18 protein-coding genes are annotated in these 14,708 nt (G+C 66.5%); 8 read left to right on the top strand and 10 right to left on the bottom strand.

Annotation, left to right across the window (positions count from 1 at the left end):
- Positions 1-70: 70 nt before the first annotated feature.
- Positions 71-847, top strand: coding sequence for a lysophospholipid acyltransferase family protein (locus ACZLZY_RS20135; RefSeq protein WP_472935833.1), 777 nt, complete (start codon positions 71-73; stop codon positions 845-847).
- A gap of 88 nt (positions 848-935) precedes the next feature.
- Here ACZLZY_RS20135 and ACZLZY_RS20130 read toward each other — a convergent pair whose 3' ends face one another.
- Positions 936-1,454 (bottom strand): gamma-glutamylcyclotransferase, encoded by a 519-nt coding sequence (locus ACZLZY_RS20130; protein WP_472935832.1) that lies wholly within the window; start codon positions 1,452-1,454, stop codon positions 936-938.
- Between the two features lie 56 nt (positions 1,455-1,510).
- Here ACZLZY_RS20130 and ACZLZY_RS20125 point away from each other — a divergent pair, with 56 nt between their 5' ends.
- Positions 1,511-2,539 (top strand): DUF2125 domain-containing protein, encoded by a 1,029-nt coding sequence (locus ACZLZY_RS20125; protein WP_472935831.1) that lies wholly within the window; start codon positions 1,511-1,513, stop codon positions 2,537-2,539.
- Here ACZLZY_RS20125 and ACZLZY_RS20120 read toward each other — a convergent pair.
- From ACZLZY_RS20120 to pheA, 5 genes are all read right to left on the bottom strand, one after another.
- Complete coding sequence (locus ACZLZY_RS20120) at positions 2,536-2,856, bottom strand: type II toxin-antitoxin system RelE/ParE family toxin (RefSeq protein WP_472935830.1); 321 nt, start codon at positions 2,854-2,856, stop codon at positions 2,536-2,538. The two genes, ACZLZY_RS20125 and ACZLZY_RS20120, sit on opposite strands and share 4 nt — an antisense overlap.
- Positions 2,843-3,133, bottom strand: coding sequence for a ribbon-helix-helix domain-containing protein (locus tag ACZLZY_RS20115; RefSeq protein WP_472935829.1), 291 nt, complete (start codon positions 3,131-3,133; stop codon positions 2,843-2,845). The genes ACZLZY_RS20120 and ACZLZY_RS20115 overlap by 14 nt, the downstream gene beginning before the upstream one ends.
- Before the next feature lie 135 nt (positions 3,134-3,268).
- Positions 3,269-4,225: a prephenate/arogenate dehydrogenase family protein gene (locus ACZLZY_RS20110; protein ID WP_472935828.1), complete on the bottom strand. Its 957-nt coding sequence runs from the start codon at positions 4,223-4,225 to the stop codon at positions 3,269-3,271.
- Positions 4,222-5,331, bottom strand: coding sequence for a histidinol-phosphate transaminase (gene hisC, locus ACZLZY_RS20105; protein ID WP_472935827.1), 1,110 nt, complete (start codon positions 5,329-5,331; stop codon positions 4,222-4,224). The genes ACZLZY_RS20110 and hisC overlap by 4 nt, the downstream gene beginning before the upstream one ends.
- A 45-nt stretch (positions 5,332-5,376) precedes the next feature.
- Positions 5,377-6,183, bottom strand: coding sequence for a chorismate mutase (gene pheA / locus ACZLZY_RS20100; RefSeq protein ID WP_472935826.1), 807 nt, complete (start codon positions 6,181-6,183; stop codon positions 5,377-5,379).
- Positions 6,184-6,347: 164 nt separating this feature from the next.
- On the opposite strand from pheA, the gene metX reads away from it, so the two are divergent.
- The 4 genes from metX to ACZLZY_RS20080 all read left to right on the top strand — a co-directional run bounded on the left by metX (position 6,348) and on the right by ACZLZY_RS20080 (position 8,825).
- Entirely contained in the window at positions 6,348-7,529 is a 1,182-nt protein-coding gene (gene metX / locus ACZLZY_RS20095) for a homoserine O-acetyltransferase MetX (RefSeq protein WP_472935825.1), read from the top strand.
- Positions 7,526-8,179: a methionine biosynthesis protein MetW gene (metW, locus tag ACZLZY_RS20090; RefSeq protein WP_472935824.1), complete on the top strand. Its 654-nt coding sequence runs from the start codon at positions 7,526-7,528 to the stop codon at positions 8,177-8,179. Before metX ends, metW begins: the two co-directional genes overlap by 4 nt.
- Before the next feature lie 120 nt (positions 8,180-8,299).
- A complete protein-coding gene (locus tag ACZLZY_RS20085) occupies positions 8,300-8,563 on the top strand; it encodes a BrnT family toxin (protein WP_472935823.1) in 264 nt (87 codons plus the stop codon).
- Complete coding sequence (locus tag ACZLZY_RS20080; RefSeq protein ID WP_472935822.1) at positions 8,547-8,825, top strand: BrnA antitoxin family protein; 279 nt, start codon at positions 8,547-8,549, stop codon at positions 8,823-8,825. The genes ACZLZY_RS20085 and ACZLZY_RS20080 overlap by 17 nt, the downstream gene beginning before the upstream one ends.
- Here the strand turns inward: ACZLZY_RS20080 and ACZLZY_RS20075 are convergent.
- The 3 genes from ACZLZY_RS20075 to ACZLZY_RS20065 all read right to left on the bottom strand — a co-directional run bounded on the left by ACZLZY_RS20075 (position 8,815) and on the right by ACZLZY_RS20065 (position 12,314).
- Positions 8,815-9,798 (bottom strand): aldo/keto reductase, encoded by a 984-nt coding sequence (locus ACZLZY_RS20075; RefSeq protein ID WP_472935821.1) that lies wholly within the window; start codon positions 9,796-9,798, stop codon positions 8,815-8,817. The genes ACZLZY_RS20080 and ACZLZY_RS20075 overlap by 11 nt on opposite strands.
- A 297-nt stretch (positions 9,799-10,095) precedes the next feature.
- On the bottom strand, positions 10,096-11,259 hold the full coding sequence (locus ACZLZY_RS20070; protein ID WP_472935820.1) for an N-acetylmuramoyl-L-alanine amidase: 1,164 nt from the start codon (positions 11,257-11,259) through the stop codon (positions 10,096-10,098).
- A 311-nt stretch (positions 11,260-11,570) separates the two neighbouring features.
- Positions 11,571-12,314, bottom strand: a complete 744-nt coding sequence (locus ACZLZY_RS20065) for a class I SAM-dependent methyltransferase (RefSeq protein ID WP_472935819.1) — start codon at positions 12,312-12,314, stop codon at positions 11,571-11,573.
- Positions 12,315-12,530: 216 nt separating this feature from the next.
- Here ACZLZY_RS20065 and gloB point away from each other — a divergent pair, with 216 nt between their 5' ends.
- Complete coding sequence (gene gloB / locus ACZLZY_RS20060) at positions 12,531-13,295, top strand: hydroxyacylglutathione hydrolase (RefSeq protein ID WP_472935818.1); 765 nt, start codon at positions 12,531-12,533, stop codon at positions 13,293-13,295.
- Entirely contained in the window at positions 13,295-13,741 is a 447-nt protein-coding gene (locus ACZLZY_RS20055; RefSeq protein ID WP_472935817.1) for a cupin domain-containing protein, read from the top strand. Before gloB ends, ACZLZY_RS20055 begins: the two co-directional genes overlap by 1 nt.
- Positions 13,742-13,774: 33 nt before the next feature.
- On the opposite strand, the gene yddG is transcribed toward ACZLZY_RS20055, so the two are convergent.
- On the bottom strand, positions 13,775-14,674 hold the full coding sequence (gene yddG, locus ACZLZY_RS20050) for an aromatic amino acid exporter YddG (RefSeq protein ID WP_472935927.1): 900 nt from the start codon (positions 14,672-14,674) through the stop codon (positions 13,775-13,777).
- Between the last annotated feature and the right edge of the window lie 34 nt (positions 14,675-14,708).

Here is a 14,708-nt window from a genome sequence, read left to right as displayed (position 1 = left end):
TGGTACGGCATCGTGCACGCGCGCGTCGGCCCGGCGCAGCTTGTGCCCCTCAGACGGAAACCTTGCCACGATGACCGCCCTGCGATCGTTCGTCTTCACGGCCTTCTTCTATCTCAACCTGATCGGCCACATGGTGCTCTTTGCGCCCATGGTGTTTTTCGGGCGTGAGAGCGTGATCTGGTGGGTGACGAAAAGCTGGGCGAAGACCAGTCTCTGGCTGCTGAAGGTGATCACCGGCACGAAGGCCGAATTCTCCGGCCGGCAGAACATTCCGCCCGGCGCGGCGCTGATCGCCGCCAAGCACCAGGCCTTCTGGGAAGTCTTCGCGTTGGTGCCCGAACTCGACCGGCCGACCTTCATCCTGAAGAAGGAACTGATGAAGATCCCGCTGTTTGGCTGGTATTCGCGCCGGCTCGGCATGATCCCGGTCGACCGGGAGAAGCGGGGCGCCGCCCTGCAGTCGATCCTAGTCGGCGCCACCCGGGCGGTAGCGGAAGGCCGGCAGATCATCATCTTTCCCGAGGGAACGCGCACCGCGCCCGGGGCCGAGCCCGATTACAAGCCGGGCGTCCACTTCCTCTACTCCCAGCTCGGCGTTCCGCTGGTGCCGGTGGCGCTGAACTCCGGCGTGTTCTGGCCGCGCGACAGTTTCCTGCGCCGCGCCGGTACCGTGCAGGCCGAGTTCATGCCCGCGCTGCCGCCGGGGCTGGACCGCCACCAGATGCTGCGTGGGTTGAAGGGCGCCATTGAGGGCCGCTCGAACGCACAACTTCGCGAGGCCTATCGCGGACGGACCGACCTGCCGATGACCGACCTCATCGCCGCGCGGCTCGCAGAAGAGGCCTGAGGCTCCGAGGCCTGTCGTCTTCCCCCAGAGCCGGGCGGCCGCCAGCGTCGCCTGGTGTCGATGGCCATTTGAGATCAGCTTTCCCGAATCAGGACGGCAGCCGGGCGACCACGGATTCCAGCCAAGTGTCCTTCAACCCGAGCGCCTGGATCTCTTGCAGCGACGAGCGGACATAGTCGACATTGGCGCCCGAGCGACCGTGCCCGCGCGCGACGATCTCCGCGGCATGGTCGACCGACAGGCTGCCCGCATACTGGCTGTGGCCGCGATCGACCACGAAAGCCGTCGCCTGGATCTGGCGACCGTCGAGCAAGCGCACCGACAGCGTGCGCTCGGTATAGACGTTGGTCACAAGTTCGCGTTCGCGCAGATAGGCCGTCACCGTCTCCCGGTCCTCGTGACGGATCCGGAACGCCATCCCGATGCAAGAGCCGCCGCGGTCCAGCCCGAACACAAGGCCCGGCCGTTCCGGCGTTCCGCGGTGCACGGTCGAGCGAATGCAGAGCGAGCGGCGATAGCCGGCCAAACGCGCTTTCACCCGCTCCTCGAAGGCGAAGCCGGGTTGCCAGATCAGCGAGCCGTAGCCAAAAACCCATAGATCGTTCATTGCGGTCGGATCACCTCGTCTCTTTCCGGGATGGGGTGGCACTGAGAGGATAGAGCATGGCCCCGTCAAGCTTGCCGGCGAAAAACCGGCCGTTTCGCCCTTTCGTCTGGATCGCGCTCGTGGCGGTGCTTCTGGCGGCGGCCCTGTCCGGCGCCTGGTACTATCTGGCCAACCAGCTCGACCGCGCGGTCCGCGCCGGGATCGAGACGGCCGGCGGGCAAGGGGTGCGGATCGGCTGCGAGAAGCAGAGCGTCTTCGGCTACCCCTTCCGGCTCGGCCTTCGCTGCGACGCGCTTGACATCGACGCGCCCGAGAAGAATTTTCGCGCCGATGGCGGCGCCTTGCGGACGGCCGCGCAGATCTACCAGCCGAACAAGGTCGTCGCGGAGCTCGACGGACCGCTGACCATCGCAGCAAGCGGCATGCCGCCCTTCGAGGTGACCTGGGCGCTGGCGCAGTCGAGCACCAGCTTCTGGACCGCCGGCATCGACCATTTCGCTCTGGTGCTCGAGGCGCCGAAGATTGCGCTCAACCAGCCGGCCGGCGCCCGCCTGCCGATGGTGCAGTCCGACCATGTCGAGGTGCATGCCCGCCGCCGCGATGGAGCGCTCGACGTCGCCGTCACCGACAGAGGGATCCGGCTGATGGCCCCACATCTGGCGGCCGTTCCCGCCTTCGACGTTGCGGCCGACGTCACGGTGGAAGGCGCGGCCGACTGGCTGGCGGGTCAGCGCGAGGGCCAGACGCTCGGTGACGCCCTCGCCGGCAAGTCCGGCGCGATCCGCACCCTCTCGGTCGTCCTCCCGGGCGCTGCCGGCAGCGCTACCGTCTCCGGCCCGTTCAGCGTCGATACGGAGAAGCGCGTCTCGGGCGACTTCACCGTGGTGGTCGCCGACGTCGAGGGCGTCGTCTCGCTGGTTACTGCCGCCGCACCGCAGCTCGCGGGCCTTGCCTCCACCGTCGCCTCCGGCATCGCCTTCGCCGGCCGCACTGAAAACGGCAAGACGACGATCCAGATCACCGTCCGCGACGGCAAGGCGGCACTCGGGATGATCCCGCTCGGACGGGTTCCGCGGCTAGATTAAGACGCGTCTTCGCTTGGCCGGTACAACGCTTCGTAGTTCCTGCCGCCGTAGAAGACGTTCGAGATGACGACGACGTCAGTCAGGCAATAGAAAATTACCGCTACTCGCTCGAAGGGAACGGTGCGCAGCCCCGGCGCTAGATCATCGCGCGGTCGACCCCCATGCGGCGCATCACCGATTTTCTCGCAGCGCGCCAAAATACGGTCGACAAAGCGACGCGCGACGATCGCACTGCCGCTGCGTTCCGTGACGACGGTCAGTATCCGCTGGACGTCTGCGTTCGCTTCAGGTCGATAGACGACTTTAGCGCGCCACATGGCGCGAACTTAGCGCCCGTTCTTCTATGAAACGCTCGAGTTCTGCTTCGACTTCGGCCCTTGTCAGATTTGGGCGAGGGTCGGCGAGCGAGCGATGGATGCGTTCCCGGATTGCGTCCAGACGCTCTATGTTCTCGATACGCCCGCGCTGCCAGACGCGCACAGCATCCTCAAGCGCGTCTGATGTCGACCCGAACTCGCCCGCGTCGACCGCTTCGTGGACAAGCCGCATCGTTTCCGATTTAAGCATAATGCGATCGTTGTCGGTTTCAGGCATGGAGTGACCTTTCACTGCCATTATGCGTACCCATCATTCCGGACGATCGGCATCAGTGCTGACACAAGACCGCGAAGCGACACGACGAAACCACCGATACGTATCTTGGTCAACTGGGGTAGGCCGTTGGCAAATTTACCTCTTGGGCTCGCCGTCCTCGTTCCACACGTCCCGTCGGATCGGCTGGCGGCCGAAGTTCGGCTCGTTGGTGTCCTGGCCGGCCTCGACGATCGAGCGGCGGATGGCGCGGGTGCGGGTGAAGAGGTCGAACAAAGCGTCGCCGTCGCCCCAGCGGATCGCGCGCTGCAGCGAGGCGAGGTCCTCCGAGAAGCGGGCGAGCATTTCCAGCACCGCGTCACGGTTGTTGAGGAAGATGTCGCGCCACATCGTCGGGTCGGAGGCGGCGATGCGCGTGAAGTCGCGAAAGCCGGAGGCGGAGAACTTCACCACTTCCTGCTGCGTCACCGTCTCGAGATCGGCGGCGGTGCCGACGATGTTGTAGGCGATGAGGTGCGGCACGTGGCTGACGATGGCGAGCACAAGGTCATGGTGCTCCGGCGTCATCACCTCGACCCGCGCCCCGCAGGCGCTCCAGAAGGCGCGCAGCCGGTCGACCTCGGCGCCGTCGGTGTCCGGCACCGGCGTCAGGATGGTCCAGCGGTTTTCGAAGAGCGTCAGGAAGCCCGCATCCGGCCCAGATTCCTCGGTGCCGGCGATCGGGTGGGCGGGAATGAAATGGACGTTCGCCGGCAGGTGCGGCTGCATCTGCTCGACCACCGAGGCTTTGACGGAGCCGACGTCGGAAACGATGGCGCCGGGCTTCAGCGAGGCCGCGATCGCCTGTGTCACCGAGCCCGAGGCGCCGACCGGCACCGATAGGATGACGAGGTCGGCATCCCGCACCGCCTCGGCGGAATCCGCGTGGTAGCTGTTGCCGAGATGCAGTTCCTCGGCGCGCGCGAGCGTTGCGGTGCTGCGTGTCGAGATCGCGACGTGCCGGGCAAGGCCTCTGTCGCGAATGTTGATGGCGATCGACGAGCCGATCAGGCCGATGCCGATCAGCGCGACGCGCTCGAACAGGGGCTCGCTCATGCCGGTGCCTTGCCGAGGAACTCGCGCAGCGTCTCGACGACGCCGCGGTTGGCTTCCTCGGTGCCGATGGTCATCCGGAGCGCGTTGGGGAAGCCGTAGCCGGCGACGCCGCGCAGGATGTAGCCGCGTGCGGTGAGGAAGGCATCCGCCTCGACCGCGCCGAAGCCCGGCGTCTCGGGGAAATGGACCAGCAGAAAGTTGGCGACGCTCGGCGTGACCTCAAGGCCGAGCGCGGTCAATTCAGCCGTCAGCCAGTCCAGCCATTCATTATTGTGCGCGACGGCCTTCTCGACATGGGCGCGGTCGCGGATCGCCGCCGCGCCCGCCGCGATGGCTAGGGCGTTAAGGTTGAACGGCCCGCGAATTCGGTCGAGCGCGTCGATGATGGCGGTGGGCGCGTACATCCAGCCGACGCGGAGCGCCGCAAGGCCGTGGATCTTCGAGAAGGTGCGCGTCATCACGACGTTCTCCACCTCCGACACCAGCTCGATGCCGGCCCCATAGTCGTTCTTGCGGACGTATTCGGCATAGGCGGCGTCGAGCACCAGGATGACGTGCGGCGGCAGGCCGGCCTGCAGGCGCCGCACCTCGTCGAAGGGGATGTAGGTGCCGGTCGGGTTGTTCGGATTGGCGAGGAACACCAGCCGCGTGCGCTCGGTGACGCAGGCGAGGATGGCATCGACGTCGGCGCGCGCATCGGTTTCCCGGGCGATCACCGGGGCGCCGCCGGCGGCGCGGATGTAGACGTCGTAGACGCTGAAACCGTGCTCGGTGTAGATGGCCTCGTCGCCCGCCGCGAGGTAGCCGGCGCAGAGGAGGCCCAGCACCTCGTCCGAGCCATTGCCGCAGAAGATGTTGGCCGGGTTCAGCCCGTGTGTCTCGGCGATCGCCTGCTTCAGCGCCTTCGCCTGCGGATCCGGGTAGAGCTCGAGATGGTCGAGGCTCGCCTGCATCGCTTCCCGTGCCTTGGGCGAAGGGCCGATCGGCGTCTCGTTGGAGGACAGCTTGTGGAGCTTCACCCCGGCTGGGGCCGCGCTCTTGCCGGGGACATAGGCCGTGATGTCCATGATGCCGGGCTTGGGAACCGGCCGCAAAACGGGTGCCATGTCAGTGTCCTTGAACTCTGTGAGAAGCGCGCGCGGGGCGGCTGTTCAGGCGTCGATGCCGAGCGGTGCCGCATACCCCCCGACGGCGGCGATGTCGAGACCTGCCGCCGCGGCCATCGCCGCGCTGGCCGTGCCGCTGTCGGGCGCTGCCATCAGCGTCGAGACGTGATCGCCGTCGCGGTGGCTGGCCAACCTCTCGGCGCCGAGCGTTGCGACGAGGGCATCGACCGCCCCAGACTGGCCTCGGACCGCGTAGCAGGCGATCTCCGGCGGCACCGGATCGGCCAGCGGCGGGGCCAGCACCAGCGCCGGCACGCCGGCCTCGCGACGACCGGCCTCGAAGAAGGGCAGGCGGGCGACGATCTGCGCCGTGCGCAGCCGATCCCACCAGGCGCCGGCCTCCTCCTGCAGCAGGATAACGCCGAGCCGGTCGCCGCCTTCCTCCATCCAGGCGACGACGTCGCCGGCGGCCGGGCACGCCTTAAGCGGCACCGAGAAGCCGAAAGTGAAGCGTGCTGCCTCGACCGCGGCCACCGGGTGGCCGCCCAGCGAAACCGCGACGTCGAACGGCGCCTGCAGCGCCGTGAAGGTCGAGATGATCTCGCGCCAGAGGTGTTCGATCGCCGTCAGCGGCAGATGGCCCTGATGGCGGGCGGCGAGCCGGCGCATCATGTCGGCCTCGCGCCCCGGGCGGAAGGCGGCGCCGTTGCGTGCCGTACCTTTCACCTGGATCAGCTCGTCGATCACCATCGCCCGCTGCATCAGCAGCCGGTGCACGGACTCGTCGATCGCGTCGATCTTGGCGCGGAGTTCCGCCAGCCTCGAAGGGTCTGACGCCGTGGCGACCGTCATCGTCTCACCTCTGGATTGGATCCTGTCGGCGGTTCTTCTATCGGCGCAACCGCGAACTTGCAAAGCCGCGTGCCGTCCTGTGGCACGCACGGCACCGCCCGATGCTTGCGTCCGCGCCGCGCGCATGGTGATTGTCGCGACCGACCGAGCAAAGATCGACCGATATGACCGACACCATCTCCCGGGACGAGACCGAGGACGCCGCCCGCCGCGAGGCCCGGCACCCGTCCAGCCTCGTCGCACGTTTCGGCCCGGACGAGCCGCTGCGGCTCGATGCGGGCCGCGACCTCGCGCCGTTCCAAATCGCCTATACGACGCACGGCGCGCTGAATGCCGAGCGCTCGAACGCCATCCTCGTCTGCCACGCGCTGACCGGCGACCAGTATGTCGCGAGCACCAATCCGGTCACCGGCAAGCCCGGCTGGTGGAGCGCGCTGGTCGGTCCGGGCCGGCCGATCGATACCGACCGCTACTTCGTCGTCTGCTCCAACGTCATCGGCGGCTGCATGGGCTCGACCGGACCGGCCTCGATCGATCCGGCCAGCGGCGAGCCCTACGGCATCGATCTGCCGGTGCTGACCATTCGCGACATGGTGCGGGCGCAGGCGATGCTGGTCGACCGGCTCGGCATCGACACGCTGTTCGCCGTCGTCGGGGGCTCGATGGGCGGCATGCAGGTGCTGGAATGGACGGTGAGCTACCCGCACCGGGTGTTCGCCGCGCTGCCGATCGCCACCGGTGCCCGGCATTCCTCGCAGAACATCGCCTTCCACGAGGTCGGCCGGCAGGCGGTGATGGCCGATCCCGACTGGCGGCAAGGGCGCTACATCATCGAGGGCACGCGTCCGCACAAGGGGCTCGCCGTCGCGCGGATGGCCGCGCACGTCACCTATCTCTCGGAGGCCGCGCTGCAGCGCAAGTTCGGCCGCAACCTGCAGGACCGCACGCAGCTCGGCTTCGGCTTCGACGCCGACTTCCAGATCGAAAGCTATTTGCGCCACCAGGGCATGACCTTTGTCGACCGCTACGACGCCAACTCCTACCTCTACATGACGCGGTCGATGGACTATTTCGACATCGCCGCGGAGTTCGGCGGCAGCTTAGCTGAAGCCTTCCGCAACACGACGACCCGCTTCTGCCTCGTCTCCTTCTCCTCCGACTGGCTGTTCCCGACCGAGGAGAACCGCGCCGTGGTGCACGCGCTGAACGCGGCGGCGGCTTCCGTCTCCTTCGTCGAGATCGACACCGACCGCGGCCACGACGCCTTCCTTCTGGAAGAGCCGCGTTTCTTCGAGGCGATCGATGGCTTCATCTCGTCGGCCGCTCGTCTGAGAGGTCTCGCATGACCCCGATCCAGCCGCCTCTGCCGACCAGCGCCACCGTCGCGGCCGAGGCCGAGACACGCATCGACCTGCAGCTGATCGCCGACCTCGTGACGCCGGGCAGCCGCGTCCTCGACGTCGGCTGCGGCGACGGCGCGCTGCTGCAGTTGCTGCAGGAGCGTCGCAAGGTCGACGGCCGCGGCATCGAGCTCAGCCAGGCCGGCGTCAACGAATGCGTCGCCCGCGGCCTGTCGGTGATCCAGGGCGATGCCGACCGCGACCTCGTCTACTACCCCGACGATGCGTTCGATTACGTCATCCTGTCGCAGACCATCCAGGCGACCCGCAACCCGAAGATCGTGCTGCAGGAGCTCTTGCGGATCGGCGAGCGGGCGATCGTCTCCTTCCCGAACTTCGGCCACTGGTCGATCCGGCTGTCGCTCGGGCTGACAGGCCGCATGCCGGTCACGAAGAACATCTCCTATTCCTGGTACGAGACCCCGAACATCCACTTCTGCACCATGCGCGACTTCGTCGAGCTGACCGAAGAGATCGGTGCCCGCATCGAAACGGCCGTGGCGATCAACGGCACCGGCCAGAAGATGGGCATGCGGATGCCCTGGGCGTTCTGGAACCTGTTCGGCCAGCAGGGTGTGTTCGTGCTGAGCCGGTAGGGTGCCGTTTGTCCGAAAGGACGCACAAAGGACGCTCTATCTATTTAAGTCTAGAGCATCTTTCCTTGATTGGGTGAGTCCACCCAATGGCAGGATGCTCTAGGGGCGACAGGGGCTGCCATGGTCGTCAGCGTCGATCCGGACAAAGACAGGGTGAACGTCGCGAAACACGGCATTTCACTCGCCCGGGCCGCAGACTTCGCCATCGAGGCCGTCGTGGCGGACGACCGCGACGACTACGGCGAGTCCCGTTTCCGCGCCTACGGCCAGGTCGACGGAATCGACCACTGCCTTGTCTATGTCCTGCGCGAGGGACATATTCGGGCGATCAGCCTGCGCCGGGCGCATGCGAGAGAAATGAAGCGCCATGTCCCGCGATCTTGAACCGATCATCGACGACGAGAATCCGGAGTGGACGGACGGCGACTTCCGGCGTGCCGTGCCGACCAGCGGGTTGCCGGCAGAGGTTCTGGCGGCTTTTCCAAATACGAAAATTGCTGGCAGGGGCGAAGAGACGGAGCTCGTGTCAATTCGGCTGAGCCGAGACGTGCTCCGTCACTTCAGATCGTCCGGACCCGACTGGCGAGGGAAAATCGATGCCGCGCTCAAGGCATCGATTTCCGCAAAGCCGTCCGTCAGAGATTGACCGCCTTCATCCCCGCCTCCGGGTAGCGCGTACCGGCCGTTGCGTCCTTGTGGAACGCTTCGCCCAGTTCCTCGAGGTCCGCCTGCGACAGCTCGACCCTAGCCGCCGCGACGTTCTCCTCGAGGTAGCTCACCCGCTTGGTCCCCGGGATCGGCACGATGTCGTCACCTTGCGCCAGCACCCAGGCGAGCGCGACCTGGCCGGCTTTCACGCCGTTCTTAGCGGCGATCGATTCCACCAGTTCGACGAGCTTCAGGTTGCGGGCGAAATTCTCGCCGGAGAAGCGCGGCGAGCCCTTGCGGAAGTCGCCTTCGGCCAAATCCGCCTCGGACTTGAACTTGCCGGTGAGAAAGCCGCGGCCGAGCGGCGAATAGGGCACGAAGCCGATGCCGAGCTCGCGCACCGTCGGCAGGATCTCCTCTTCCGGCTCGCGGCTCCAGAGTGAATACTCCGTCTGCAGCGCGGCGATCGGGCGCTCCTTGTGGGCGCGGCGGATGGTCTCGGGTGCGGCTTCCGAGAGGCCGAGATGCAGGATCTTTCCCTCGTCCTTCAGCCGGCCCATCATGCCGACCGTCTCCTCGATCGGCGTGTTGGGGTCGACGCGGTGCTGGTAGTAGAGGTCGATCACCTCGACGCCGAGCCGCCGGAGGCTCGCCTCGCAGGCGCTGCGGACATATTCCGGCCGGCCGGAAATGCCGAGCCGCTCGCCTTTCGGTCCGCGCACATTGCCGAATTTGGTGGCGAGCACGACGTCGTCGCGTCGCCCCTTGATCGCCTTGCCAACCAACTCCTCGTTCTTGCCGACGCCGTACATGTCGGCGGTGTCGAGGAAGCTGACGCCGAGCCCGATCGCCCGCTGGATCACCTTCATTGATTCGGCGTCGTCGCCCTCGCCATAGAATTCCGACATGCCCATGCAGCCGAGGCCGAGTGCCGAGACGTCGAGATCGCGGCCGAGTGTGCGCTTTTCCATGGATGAACCTTCCTGTGGTCGGATGAAGGTTCAAGTAGGGCGACGCGGTCATCCGTCATCCTACAACGCCGCCCGTGCGATAAGGCGCACGGCGTTGCCGGGGCGCGGTTCTCAGCAGGACGCTGTAGATCCCATGCTTCCGATGTTCGAAAGGATCTTCTTTCGCAAGGCCGCAAAGTGCTGATGCCGCTTTGCACGAAGGACGCTGTTCTGTGTCTCTCCTCCGGCACGACTACACGCTGTCATTTAGTTCGGCGCTGTCGCTCCTCTTCGTCCCTTGCCGCAACGTCCACTTAGTCAGTTGATCCCCGCGGACGTCATCCACTTGTAAAGCGCCCCTTTCTGCACGTCGCAGGACTTGCCGGCACCGCCACCGAAATCCTGGAACAGATCGCCGCAGCAACTGGTGTCTTTGACGCAGCAATGCGGGATGACGCCATCCTTGTCGACGTTGTACTCCGCCATAAGCCAGGCGATCAGCGCCGCCGATGTCTTGGCCTGCGCGCCGGTGATTCGATCGCCCACGGCGGCCACGTGCTCGATGCCGATGGACCGGGCGTTCATATCGGCATTGCCTGCGTGCCAAGCGCGGTCGCTGTCGTTGACCATCTGAACCAGCGCGCCGTCCTGCCCCACGATGTAATGGGCAGAGGTGCGCGGGCTGCCATGCTTGAACCAGGAGATTGATCCCTCGATGTTTCTGGACGTCGTGTAGTGAATGACGACCCGGTCGATATCCCGGTTGTTGCGGCTGGACTGGTGGGAGGTGGGCTCCCAACGATGGACGATGGGCTTCGCGAAGGTATCGGCGTCCGGACCGCAGCTCTCGCAGACTGCGCCAGCCGGCGTTTCAGGTGGTTGCCCAGCCTGCGTCCTGTCGAGCGCCAGTGCCGGCGCAACGACGAAGCCCTGCGCGAAAGCCAAGGCCTTGTTCCAGCGGTTGACCAGACCGTTCCAGAAAATGCTGCCTTCGTCACGGTGGACCACTTTGCGCTCGTAGTCTTCACGGGCCGCCCGCAGCGCAGTGAGAAAGGCGTTGGGGTTCCTCTTCCGGTTAGCGATGGCAGCCTTGCTTAGCGGGCCGATGTCGCCATCGTCCTCAACTTCTACCGCACGTTGTAGTATTCGTGCAGCGCCCCGCGGGCCGCGGTTGAAGGTGCAGTCTCGGAGATAGCATTCGATGGCGAACACGTCGCACCAGGGCGACACCACATCGGTAAACTTGGCGATGATCTCGATCGCCTCGCTTTCGGCCTGATCGTGTTTTCCTTCCCCGATCAGAGAGGCCAGCCGCGCGGCCTCGTCCGGATGGTATTTCTCGTTAATACCGGCGACTTCGTAGGTGCCGCCGCCGTCCTCTATGGGGAGGTGGTAGACGGCGAGATGGCCGCGCGCATCTCTCCGGGCTTCGAGGTTCAGAATGGATTTTGCGGATTCAAGGCGCTGCTCTGGCGTACCCATAATGAGCTCCATTAAACGGCCAAGACTGATAAGTGGACTGCAATCCATGATTGCACAGTGCGCTCGCGGCGTCCATGAACCTTCCCTTGGGAAATGTGTATCCGGCCAAGCGTCTTCGGCGGGCGCGCACCATGAGCGCGTCCGCGAAAATGCGGAGACGGGCGTTTCGCCAAGCCGCAGCGCATGTGTCCAGGGTGGCGTGGATGCTTGGGTAAGGTCTGACCTACCGCTTTGAAGGACGCTGCCGGCACTCGCTAGAGCGCCAAGCGTCCGTAAAGACGCACAAAGGGCGCTCTATCCTTTCGGATGCTCTAGCGCCGGTGCGCCCCGGCGCCCTGCGGCACCAGCACGGGCTTCACCACCCGTCGCCGCTCGCGCCGCACTGACGCCACCGGCACGCCGCGATAGACCTGCTTGGTCGCCTCGATCAGGATGACGCCGGAAAACAGCGGCCAGAGCTTGCGCCCGAAGCGCTCGAGCGCCGGGGCGAGGCCGAGGAGGGTGCGGCGCTGGAAGGGCGGAAAGAGCAGCGCGTCGGACCAGGCGGTCGGCGTGAACATCGCTTCCCGCAGAAGCCGCAGCAGCTGTCCGCGCGACCACGGCCGGCCGGAACCGAAGGGCGTGTGCTCGAAGCGCGTCCAGACGCCGCGCCGGTTCGGCACGACGATGACGATGCGCCCGCCCGGCGCCAGCACCCGCCAGCATTCGCTGAGCATGTCGAGCGGGCTCTCGGCAAACTCCAGCGCGTGGACGAGGAGGATGCGGTCGATCGCGGCGTCGCCGAGCGGCAGTTCCTCGGCCCCGACCAGGGCGGTGCGCGACGCCGCGCCGAGCGGCCAGTTCACCGCGCCTTGGCTCGCAGGCATGAAGGCGAGCGCGCGTTCGCAATCGGCGGAGAAGCGGTCGAGATAGGGCAGGGCATAGCCGAGGCCGAGGAGGCGCTCCTGTGGGATCGGCTGCCACATCGGCGTCAGCCCGGCGGCGATCGCCCTTTGCGCGGCCTGACCGAGGCGGCCCGAATAGAAGTCGCGGAGATCGACGATATCGGCATTCATGCTCAGCGGGGCTGCTCCGGCGGATGCGGTCCCCCGTCTATAGCCCCATCCGTGCAGCGCCGGGTGAAGAAAACTTCATCCGCCGGCGAACCACCTGAGTTCGCTGCGGGAAACAGCGGAGCGTGGCCGGCCCTCTTCGCCGGCTGAGGAAAGGCGCACTCCCCGGATCGGCATCGCGCGCTAGCTCCTGTCGCATCCTCCCTCCAAGGAACCGACATGGCCGACATCGACATCCGCCAGTTCATGTGCCGAAGCGACAATTTCGGCGTGCTCGTGCACGACGCCTCTTCCGGGGTGACGGTCTCGATCGACGCGCCGGAAGAGGCCCCGATCGTGGCGGTGCTGGAAGCCGAAGGCTGGACGCTGACGCACATCCTGACGACCCACCACCACACCGACCATGTCGCCGCCAACGAGGCGCTGAAGGCCGCCTATGGCTGCGAGATCATCGGACCGGTGAAGGAGAAGGCGAAGATCCCCGGCATCGACCGCACCGTCACCGGCGGTGACCGGCTGACCCTCGGTGCCATCGACGTCGAAGTGATCGACACGCCCGGCCACACTCTTGGCGAGGTCTCGTACTACCTGCCGGAGGCGAAGGCGCTGTTCGCCGCCGATGCCTTGTTATCGCTCGGCTGCGGGCGGCTGTTCGAGGGAGATGCTGCCATGCTGTGGACCTCGCTGCAGCGGCTGCGGGAGCTGCCGGACGACACCGCGCTCTACTGCGGACACGAGTACACGACCACCAATGCGCGCTTCTCCGTCGACGTCGACCCCGGCAACACCGCCTTGCGCAACCGGGTGGAGGAAATCGAACGGCTGCGCATTGCGGGCAAGCCGACATTGCCGGTCCCGCTCGGCCAGGAAAAGCACACCAACCCCTTCCTGCGGGCCGATAATCCCGACCTAATGGCCGAACTCGGCACCGCCGACCCGGTCGCGACCTTTGCCATGCTGCGTGAAAAGAGGAACGGCTACTGATGAGCTCCAAGGCGCTTTCGATCGTCCGCCAGTTCGGCCTTAAACCCCATCCGGAGGGCGGCTGGTACCGCGAGAGTTTCCGCGACGAGGCGGTGGACGAGTCCGGCCGTCCCCGCTCGACCGCGATCTACTACATGCTGGAGGCCGGGGAGACGTCGGAGTGGCACCGCGTCACCGATGCGGCTGAAGTCTGGCATTGGTATGCCGGCGCGCCGATGGTGATCACCCTCTCGCCGAACGGCCACGACGCCTCCGCTCACCGGCTCGGGCCGAATTTTTCCGAGAACGAAATGCCGCAGCTCGTTGTACCGGCCGGCGCGTGGCAGACGGCGACCACGCTCGGCGAGTTCACCCTCGTCGGCTGCACGGTCTCGCCCGGCTTCCAGTTCGAGAGCCTTGAGATGGCACCGCCGAACTGGCGCCCGACGCCGCGCCCGCGCCGCTGACGAGAACGCTGTGCGACGCGCGGTTGCGAGATTTCAGGAAACTGCAGAGCGTTTGTCGAGGAGCCGCTTGAACAGCGGCAAGGCAGCAAGGGCGGCGCCGACGGTGATCAGCACCGCGGCGCCAACCACGGCGCCGGTGATCTCGGCTTCGCCGGCCAGCACCAGGACAAGCGTCGATAAAAGCGGGGCGGCGTAGCTGGCGGCGCCAAGCAGCTGGATGTCGCCGTGTTTGACCCCGTGATCCCAGATGTAGAACGCCGCGCCGACCGGCAGCAGTCCGAGCAGCAGCACCGCCCCCCACTGTCCCGCGTCCGCCGGCCAGACCGTTGTCTCGAAGGCGAGGTGGGCGATCAGCGACAGCGCGGCCGTCGCCGCGCAGAAGCCGGTGACGATCTCGCTCGGCACCGTGCCGAAGCGGCGCGACAGCAGCGAGTAGGCCGACCAGAACACGGCGCAAAGCGCGGCAAGGCCATAGCCGAGCGCATAGTCTCCGGAGAAGCCGGCATCGCCCTTGCCGAGGATGATGAGCGCTGCGCCTGCGAGTCCCAGCACGGCGCCGGCGAAGTGATACCAGCGCAGCCGCTCACCCGGGAGAAGCGCCGAGCCGAGCACGATCAGCAGCGGCCAGAGATAGGCGATGAGGCTCGCCTCCGCCGCCGGCGCGTTGCGCAGGGCGGCGAAATAGAGCGCGTGGTACCCGAACAATCCGACGATGCCGAGCCCCCAGACTGCCGGTGGCTGGCGAAAGGTCGCCGCCAGCGGCGTGCCGTCGCGGCGGCGAAAGGCGAGCCAGCCAAGCCCGACGAGCGTGCCGATCGCGAATGTCATCGCGTTCATCTGGAACGGTGGCACCGCGCCGCTGCGCGCCGTCAGCATCGCCAGCAGCGACCACATCAGGACGGCCGAAAAGCCCAGCAATGTCGCCACGGTGATTCCCCTCGGGTTCGCGTGGCTTCGGCTATAGAGG

This window comes from Mesocryomonas lacus (genome assembly GCF_055730135.2).
This window is presented reverse-complemented; position numbering and strand designations above follow the sequence as displayed.

Bases quoted from the DNA above. Each gene is read 5' to 3' on its own strand.
- ACZLZY_RS20120 (WP_472935830.1), bottom strand. From the start codon at position 2,856: ATGTGGCGCGCTAAAGTCGTCTATCGACCTGAAGCGAACGCAGACGTC.
- ACZLZY_RS20110 (WP_472935828.1), bottom strand. From the start codon at position 4,225: ATGAGCGAGCCCCTGTTCGAGCGCGTCGCGCTGATCGGCATCGGCCTG.
- ACZLZY_RS20080 (WP_472935822.1), top strand. From the start codon at position 8,547: ATGTCCCGCGATCTTGAACCGATCATCGACGACGAGAATCCGGAGTGG.
- ACZLZY_RS20085 (WP_472935823.1), top strand. From the start codon at position 8,300: ATGGTCGTCAGCGTCGATCCGGACAAAGACAGGGTGAACGTCGCGAAA.
- hisC (WP_472935827.1), bottom strand. From the start codon at position 5,331: ATGGCACCCGTTTTGCGGCCGGTTCCCAAGCCCGGCATCATGGACATC.
- ACZLZY_RS20065 (WP_472935819.1), bottom strand. From the start codon at position 12,314: ATGAATGCCGATATCGTCGATCTCCGCGACTTCTATTCGGGCCGCCTC.
- ACZLZY_RS20055 (WP_472935817.1), top strand. From the start codon at position 13,295: ATGAGCTCCAAGGCGCTTTCGATCGTCCGCCAGTTCGGCCTTAAACCC.
- metW (WP_472935824.1), top strand. From the start codon at position 7,526: ATGACCCCGATCCAGCCGCCTCTGCCGACCAGCGCCACCGTCGCGGCC.
- ACZLZY_RS20135 (WP_472935833.1), top strand. From the start codon at position 71: ATGACCGCCCTGCGATCGTTCGTCTTCACGGCCTTCTTCTATCTCAAC.
- ACZLZY_RS20115 (WP_472935829.1), bottom strand. From the start codon at position 3,133: ATGCCTGAAACCGACAACGATCGCATTATGCTTAAATCGGAAACGATG.
- ACZLZY_RS20070 (WP_472935820.1), bottom strand. From the start codon at position 11,259: ATGGGTACGCCAGAGCAGCGCCTTGAATCCGCAAAATCCATTCTGAAC.
- metX (WP_472935825.1), top strand. From the start codon at position 6,348: ATGACCGACACCATCTCCCGGGACGAGACCGAGGACGCCGCCCGCCGC.
- ACZLZY_RS20075 (WP_472935821.1), bottom strand. From the start codon at position 9,798: ATGGAAAAGCGCACACTCGGCCGCGATCTCGACGTCTCGGCACTCGGC.
- ACZLZY_RS20130 (WP_472935832.1), bottom strand. From the start codon at position 1,454: ATGAACGATCTATGGGTTTTTGGCTACGGCTCGCTGATCTGGCAACCC.
- gloB (WP_472935818.1), top strand. From the start codon at position 12,531: ATGGCCGACATCGACATCCGCCAGTTCATGTGCCGAAGCGACAATTTC.
- ACZLZY_RS20125 (WP_472935831.1), top strand. From the start codon at position 1,511: ATGGCCCCGTCAAGCTTGCCGGCGAAAAACCGGCCGTTTCGCCCTTTC.
- pheA (WP_472935826.1), bottom strand. From the start codon at position 6,183: ATGACGGTCGCCACGGCGTCAGACCCTTCGAGGCTGGCGGAACTCCGC.